Annotated in this window: 7 protein-coding genes; 4 read left to right on the forward strand and 3 right to left on the reverse strand. The window is 61.6% G+C overall.

Annotated elements, in window-relative coordinates; all coding sequences use genetic code 11:
- Positions 1-164: 164 nt before the first annotated feature.
- The 3 genes from ACKVY0_RS17065 to ACKVY0_RS17075 form a co-directional block, all read right to left on the reverse strand.
- On the reverse strand, positions 165-1,280 hold the full coding sequence (locus tag ACKVY0_RS17065; RefSeq protein ID WP_409216033.1) for a glycosyltransferase family 4 protein: 1,116 nt from the start codon (positions 1,278-1,280) through the stop codon (positions 165-167).
- Positions 1,277-2,068, reverse strand: a complete 792-nt coding sequence (locus ACKVY0_RS17070) for a glycosyltransferase family 2 protein (protein ID WP_409216034.1) — start codon at positions 2,066-2,068, stop codon at positions 1,277-1,279. The genes ACKVY0_RS17065 and ACKVY0_RS17070 overlap by 4 nt, the downstream gene beginning before the upstream one ends.
- A gap of 149 nt (positions 2,069-2,217) precedes the next feature.
- Entirely contained in the window at positions 2,218-3,354 is a 1,137-nt protein-coding gene (locus ACKVY0_RS17075) for a beta-ketoacyl synthase N-terminal-like domain-containing protein (RefSeq protein ID WP_409216035.1), read from the reverse strand.
- Between the two features lie 294 nt (positions 3,355-3,648).
- Between ACKVY0_RS17075 and ACKVY0_RS17080 the strand changes: the two genes are divergently transcribed.
- From ACKVY0_RS17080 to ACKVY0_RS17095, 4 genes are read left to right on the forward strand one after another with little or no spacing between them, the layout of a single operon-like run.
- Positions 3,649-4,023 (forward strand): polymer-forming cytoskeletal protein, encoded by a 375-nt coding sequence (locus ACKVY0_RS17080; RefSeq protein WP_409216036.1) that lies wholly within the window; start codon positions 3,649-3,651, stop codon positions 4,021-4,023.
- A 15-nt stretch (positions 4,024-4,038) separates the two neighbouring features.
- Positions 4,039-5,115, forward strand: a complete 1,077-nt coding sequence (locus tag ACKVY0_RS17085) for a polymer-forming cytoskeletal protein (protein ID WP_409216037.1) — start codon at positions 4,039-4,041, stop codon at positions 5,113-5,115.
- Between the two features lie 15 nt (positions 5,116-5,130).
- Positions 5,131-5,964 (forward strand): murein L,D-transpeptidase family protein, encoded by an 834-nt coding sequence (locus tag ACKVY0_RS17090; protein ID WP_409216038.1) that lies wholly within the window; start codon positions 5,131-5,133, stop codon positions 5,962-5,964.
- An 18-nt stretch (positions 5,965-5,982) separates the two neighbouring features.
- Entirely contained in the window at positions 5,983-6,975 is a 993-nt protein-coding gene (locus ACKVY0_RS17095) for a zinc-binding alcohol dehydrogenase family protein (RefSeq protein ID WP_409216039.1), read from the forward strand.
- Positions 6,976-7,189: the final 214 nt, after the last annotated feature.

Below are 7,189 nucleotides of genomic sequence, written 5' to 3' on the forward strand. Positions count from 1 at the left end.
TACCGCACATCGTCACGATGGGTGAAAATGCATGAATCCCACAGATTCAGATAACCCACAGATTGCATGAGTCTGAAAACAAATCTGCGGGTTTTCTGAATCTGTGGGAAATCACAAAACCCGATGACGCGAGGTATAACATCGAAGCCGGCCTCTGAAACCTGTCACCAACCACCAACCGGCGAAAGCACTGTGTCCCACTCCGCCATGTGCCGCTCCCAGGTCAGCGACTGCACCGTTTCGCGGGCGGCTTGAGATAATGCCTCGCGCCCCGTTTCACCGAGGTCGAGCGCCTCCTGAATGCGGGCGGCGAGTTCCGCAGACTGCTGCGGGTGGTAGAGCATGAAGCCGTTTTCGCCGTTGCGGATGTGATCGACGGCACCATCCATGACGGAGACGATGCCGGGCAGGCCGCAGGCCATGCTTTGCAGCACGGTGTTGGAAAAGGCGTCGTACTGCGTGGGATGCACGAACCAGTCGGCGGCCTGATACAGCTCGACGAGATTGCTGGTGATGGGCACGGTGCGCAGGCGCGGTGAAAGGCCGCTTCGGTTCACGATCTCACGCTGTGCGGCATTGAGCCCCTTCCCGGCGATCCAGAGTGTGGCATCGAGCTGTTTCATGGCTTCGAGCAGCGGTTCGAGTCCACGCCGACGATGGCTGAGCGAGACGAAGAGCAGCACGGGCTGTGTGGGATCGGTTTGCAGCTTGCGGCAGAGCAATTCGCGCACGTTGGCACGATTCTCGGCCGGTTTGAAGAGCTGTGTCTCGACGGGGGGCGGGAGAATGCGGAAGCGGTCGCCATCGGTGCCGTAGATGCCCTGGAGCTGTGCCGCCACGCGGGGGGAGCTGGTCACGAACTGTTTCGTCTCTCTGCCAACGTGCAGTCGGCGCTCGAGACGCAGCTCGTAGAGGTGTTTTACGCTCCAGCGCTGCCAGAGCGGCAGCAGGTTGCCGTAGAGCCGGTGGCAGCCGGTGCCGTTGCGGTGGATGTCCTGCATGCAGGTGCGGCCAAAGCCAATGCTCAGATCGACACCCGCCGCAGCAGCCGCACGCGGAGCGAGGCGGCTGAAGTGCCACATCCGCAACGTGGCCGAGCCGCGCATCCGTGGCAGCAGCTCCCAGCGTCCGGGCAGCGCCGCGCCGATTTCCGGCGTGGTGAGGGTGGTGATGTAGGTGAGTTCATGCCCCGCCGCTGCAAGACGCTTGGCGAATTCGATGAGGAAGGTCTCCACAGCGGTGCTGCGGATGATTTGCGGATGGATCAGGGCCAGCTTCATCCTATGTGCGTCGATTTGGCTTCCGCTTCGCTCTCGAACATGCGGCTGTAGCGATCAAACGTGAAGAACGCCGTCGCCCCGGCGATCCACAGGCCGGGAAAACCGTCGAGAAAGCCGCGCTTCAACACATACGCCCGCACAAAGCGCCACCACGGGCGGAACAAGGTGTGGAGCAGTGACCAGCGCTTGCCTTTGCCATGCTGCGTCTGCAAGAACACATCGGAGTAGCTGATGTGCTTGGTGAGGTAGTGCTGGATGTTTTTGAAGGAGTAATGCAACAGGTCGCCCTGCAAGGTGGTGCAGCCACCCACGACGACGAGGCGCTCATGCACTTGCCCGCCGCCGTCGGCCTGCCACTGGCTTTTGTCGCGCCGGAATAGCCGCACTTTGCGGTCAGGATACCAGTCGCCATGATGAATCCAGCGGCCCATGAACCACACGAGGCGCGACATCCATGCGCCGTCGTATTTTTCATCGTCGCCATTGGCAAAGAAGCTGCGGATGGACGCGCTCAGCTCCGGCGTGAGTTCTTCATCGCAGTCCAGCGCCAGAATCCACGGCTGCGCGCAGAGCGTGAGGCAGTGATTCTTCTGCGCCGTGTAGCCGAGCCAGGGCTGAAACACAAACTTCGCGCCAAACTCCTCGGCAATCTCCGCAGTGCGGTCGGTGGAGCCGGAATCGACGATGACGATCTCCTGCGCCAGCTCCACCGCACTGGCGAGGCAGCGGCGCAGATTGGCCTCCTCGTTGTGCGAGATGATGGAAATCGAAAGCGGCAGCCGGGTCATGCGTGGCGCGACTTTGGCGCATCCTGCCGACGTGCCAAGCGGGAATCAATGCGTGGAGCGAAGAGCGAAGCGCGAAGGGCGAAGAGTCATGATTCGTTCAACGGCACTCAAAGACCAAGACCTGTCTCTTCGCCCTCTGCTTCACGCTTTCACACCACCGCCAGCGACACCGCCGCATTGTGCCCGCCCATGCCCGAGGCCAGTTTGATCACCCGATCCCCCGCTACGACCTGCATCGGTGCTTCATTGAGCTGTAATCCACACGCCGGCGGCGTCAGGCCCGGCAGCACGGCGGGAAGCCAGCCTTCGGCCATGCAGGCAGCCAGCAGCGCCACATCCAGGAGACCGCTCGCACCCAGCGTGTGGCCGGTTTGCGGCTTCAGCGGCAACAGCGGCATGCTTTTGCCCTCCAGCGCCCGCAGCAGCGCCGGCGGCTCGACCCGCGCATGATTCAGTGTGCCCGTCGCATGCGGGCAAAGTGCGACCACTTTGCCACGATCTCCCGCTTTCAACGCCGCACGTACGCAATCTTCAATGCCGCCGCCGTCCTCGGGAATCATGAGCGCATCAAAGGCATCGCTGTTCGCACTGTAGTGTTCCAGTCGGCACAGCTTGGGGTTTCCCGACTCATCACGCTCCAGCGTCAGCGCCACGGCGGCTTCTCCTGGCAAAAAGCCGCTGGTGGTGCTGGCGAAGGGATCATTGACGCCGTTCGCAGACAGCAGGCCTGTATCGCGGAAATCCCGCAGCAGTGCCGTCACCAGCGGCAGATCCACGGCCACCACGATTGCCCTCGGAGCCAGACCGCTGGCCACCGCCATCCAGGCCATGCCCAAGGCATCGAGACCGGAGGAACAGCCGTTGGCACACATCTGCCAAGGGCCGCGAATGCCCAGTTCAATGCTCACCGCCGCAGCTATTTCACTATGCATCGTGTTGCTGGCACTAAACTTGCGGATGGGTCTGCGCCATGCATTGGAACCCAGTATTTCCCCCACATTCCCGCGACTGCTGGCGGCAAACAGCCAGGACTCACGCACCGTCTCGGGAGCCCAGCCCGCACGCCGCACCGCCGCACGCGCCACCGCCACCGCCGCATTGCTGGCGGCACCGTAGCGGCGCCCCTTCAGCAGTTCGCGCGCGGACAGCATCCCGACCGGCAGGGTGGCAAATTCCCCTGCCCTGCCCTCTGGCTGCAGGCCTCCACGCCGCTCACGCAGCGCCTCCACGCAGTCTTCAACCCTCACACCAAGCACACAGGCCGTCTCCACGGCTGTGATGTACACAGATTCCATCATCACCTGACACAACCGCAAAACTCACGCCATGCAACCCTCCTCATACAACCGTGACATCCGCCTCACAAAAAATATTCAAGCCAAAGATTGACACTCAACTTAATATCCCGCTATATTTTCACCCTCATGTTAAGGCAAATCATTGGACAACCCGAAGGGCAAAAGGACGACCGGCGTTCCGAGGTACCCGCACCGGCTCCCGCAGCCGAACGCGCACCTATTCTTTCCGCCGTAACCGCTCCCGCTGCACAAACTCAACGCTCATCACATTCAGCTCCCGTCATGACCACCAGTAAAAACGTTCTCGCCAACGACGTCGAAATCAAAGGCTCCATCAAATTCTCCCACGACCTCATCATCGACGGCAAAATCGAAGGCGAAGTCATTTCTGACGGCAGCCTCACGGTGGGTGAAAACGCCCTCATCAAAGGTGAGGTCAAGACCCGCTCCGTCATCATCTTCGGCAAGGTCGAAGGCAATATCACTGTCGCGGAACGTTGCGAACTCAAGAGCAACGCCATCCTCGTCGGTGACATCGCTGCCGGCACCCTCGCCATCGAAGAAGGTGCCACCTTCATGGGTCAGTCCCAGGTCGGCAAAAAAGCCGAAACCAAGCCTGCCTTCGGCGGCGCTTCGAAGCCACAACCACAACCTTAACCTGCCTGTAACCTAGTGTTTGGGCGGATCTTCGGCTCGAAGTCCAGCATCCTTCCCACACCACCGAAGAATCAAATCGAAGTGGTGTGTCCGTCTTGTGGCGCGGCTCAATATGAGCCGCGCCTCGTCGTTTCTACGTTCTGCAAAAAATGCGGCGTGCATCTCACCATTCAAAAGCGCCGCGTCGTCGCCTCCGAGGTCACACGCTCCGGCGCAGGCATGGCGGAAGCTTGGAGTGGTGACGAGCCATCGGCGGCAAATCCTGAGCCGGCCAAGCCTGAGGCCGAGACCAAACCCGAAGTCCAGAACGCCGAAAAGCCAGCGTCTGACGATACGCTCTCCGCCGCCGATGGCTTTGGCGCTTTTCTACAGGCACAGCCGGTGGCAGCGGAACCGGAGCCCACCGACGGCAATGCCAAGGATGAACCCATGACGGCGAGCATGCGTCGCCCACAGTCCAATTCACCGCCGCCCACCCCCTCCCCCGCGCTGCAAACCGCCAATTCGCTCCAAAAGATGAAGGAGCAGGGCATGTACCGAAACCAGTACTTCAAGGATGTCGAGTGCTTCGACTGCGGTCACAAATTCAAGACCGGTCGCTCCGCCAAATCCGCCAACTGCCCCGCCTGCGGTGCCGGCTTCTCACTCGAAGATGTCGAGGTCAACATGACCTCCACGCAGGCCATCAAAACTCGTGGCGATGTCCTCGTCCGTAAGCGTGGCCGCCTGTCCACCAGCAGCGTGCATTGCCGCGACCTCGAATGCCACGGCATCATCGAAGCCAATGTCACCTGCTCCGGCGACGCCACCTTCCGCACCACCGGCAGCATCATCGGTGAAATCCGCTGCCAGCGCTTCGTCGTCGAAAAGGGGGCCGATGTCGCCTTCCTCAACACCGTGCATGCCACCGACGTCGAGATCCAGGCCCGCGTCACCGGCACCATCTTCAGCACCGGCCTTGTGCTCATCAACAGCAACGGCTCCGTCAACGGCGACGTCACCGCACGCTCCGTCTCCATCGAACCCGGTGGCGAACTCAATGGCGCGATGAACATCGTTCGCGGCAGGCAGGCACCCCCTGCTGGAGCCTGATCAAATGCTCTCGCCATGAAACGGCGCACCCTCCTGCTCGCGGTGGCGCTCATCGCCACCTGCATCATTGCCGCGCGGGCATCATCGCTGAATGTCGTTCACTCCTGGCTCTCCTACGCCATGCAAATGTTCACGCGGAATCACCTCCCCCTGCCCTACCCCGCGCCACCGGCACCGGCACCATGGCAGACCATGAACGCCGCCGATCGCCTCGTCGATGTTCGCTCACGCCTGCTGCCAAAGCTGCACGACGAACTCGCCGCCAAGCAACTCAAGCTCGGCCAGCCCGCCTTCTTCCGCATCTTCAAAGAAACCCGCGAACTCGAACTCTGGCTCAAGGACGACAGCAACCACTGGCAGCTCTTCCGCACCTACCCCATCGCCTGCTTCTCCGGCACCCTCGGCCCCAAAACCAAAGAAGGCGACATGCAGGCTCCCGAAGGCTTTTACAGCGTCACGCCGCCGCAGCTCAATCCCATGAGCCGCTACCATCTCTCCTTCAACATCGGCTACCCCAACGCCTACGACCGCGCCCATCAGCGCACCGGCAGCCTCATCATGATCCATGGCGACACATGCAGCGTCGGCTGCTTCGCCATGACCGATCCCCTCATCGAGGAAATCTACCTCATCGTCGAAGCCGCCCTCAAAACCACGCCCTCCGTCCCCATCCACATCTTCCCCTACCGCATGACCGCAGATCGCATGCAACAGGAGCAAAGTTCCCCACATTTCGACTTCTGGCAAAACCTCCGCGCCGCCCACGACCTCTTCGAACAACACCACCGCGTCCCCACCATCAGCCTCCAAAACGGCCACTACCACATCCAACTGAACACTGAGCACTGAGCACTGAGCACTTTCCGCATGACCGCCCTCACCCTCACCGCCCTCAAAACCTTCACCTGGACCACGCTCCCCGCAGCCGCCTCTCCCCGGCAAGGCGAAGCCCTCGTCGCCATCCGCGCCATCGGCATCTGCGGCACCGACTTCAGCGGCTATCTCGGCAAAATGCCCTTCATCGAGTTCCCGCGCATCCTCGGCCATGAACTCGGCGTCGAAGTCCTCGCTGTTGGTGAAGGTGTCACCCATCTCCAAGTCGGCGACCGCTGCGCCGTCGAGCCCTACCTCAACTGCGGCACCTGCCACGCCTGCCTTCGCGGCAGCACCAACTGCTGTGAGACCCTCCAAGTCCTCGGCGTCCATGGCGACGGTGGCATGCGCGAGCGCATGATCCTCCCCGCACACAAGCTCCACCCGTGCAACGCGCTCGACTTCGAGCAGCTCGCCCTCGTCGAAACCCTCGCCATCGGTTGCCACGCCGTCAATCGCGCCCAAGTCACCGCTGCTGACGACGTCCTCATCATCGGCGCCGGCCCCATCGGCCTCACCGTCCTCGAATTCGCCCGCGCTGCGAACGCCGCCATCACCATCCTCGAACTCAACGCCGCCCGCCGTGAGTTCGTCGCGCAAAACTACCCCGATGTGAAGGTCGTCGCGTCATTGCCCGACGAGCCAGCCTTCCAGATCGTCTTCGATGCCACCGGCAATCCCGGCTCCATGGCTGGCACCTTGCGCTATGCCCGCTTCACCGGCCGCATCGTCTATGTCGGCATCACCAAAGAACCCGTCCTCATCGACGATCCCCTCTTCCACCGCCGCGAATTGTCCCTCCTCGCCAGCCGCAATGCCGTCGCCTCCGACTTCCCGCGCATCCTCGCCATGATCCAGTCCGGCCAGATCAACACCCGCCCCTGGATCAGCCACAGGTGCCAGTTCAGCGAGCTGCCAGCGCAAATGGACCATTGGCTTCTTCCCGAGTCGCGTGTGATCAAAGCGGTCGTATCACTCGCACAATGACGAATGTGGAATGCCGAATGACGAAGTTCGTTCATCGCTGAAAGCTTGGGAAACCGCTGATGAAATCCACACCGCAGAGTTGGAAACGCCACAGAGGCTTCTGACAGACATCCTGACCTCGGGCGCTTCTTGAACCGTGACAAGGAATGTCAATGAGCCTCTGCGACCGTCCAACCGCTGCGGTTAAGCCGTAACCATACAGTTGGGTTTGCGT

Origin of the sequence: Prosthecobacter sp., assembly GCF_046154365.1 — a bacterium.
Lineage (GTDB): Bacteria > Verrucomicrobiota > Verrucomicrobiia > Verrucomicrobiales > Verrucomicrobiaceae > Prosthecobacter.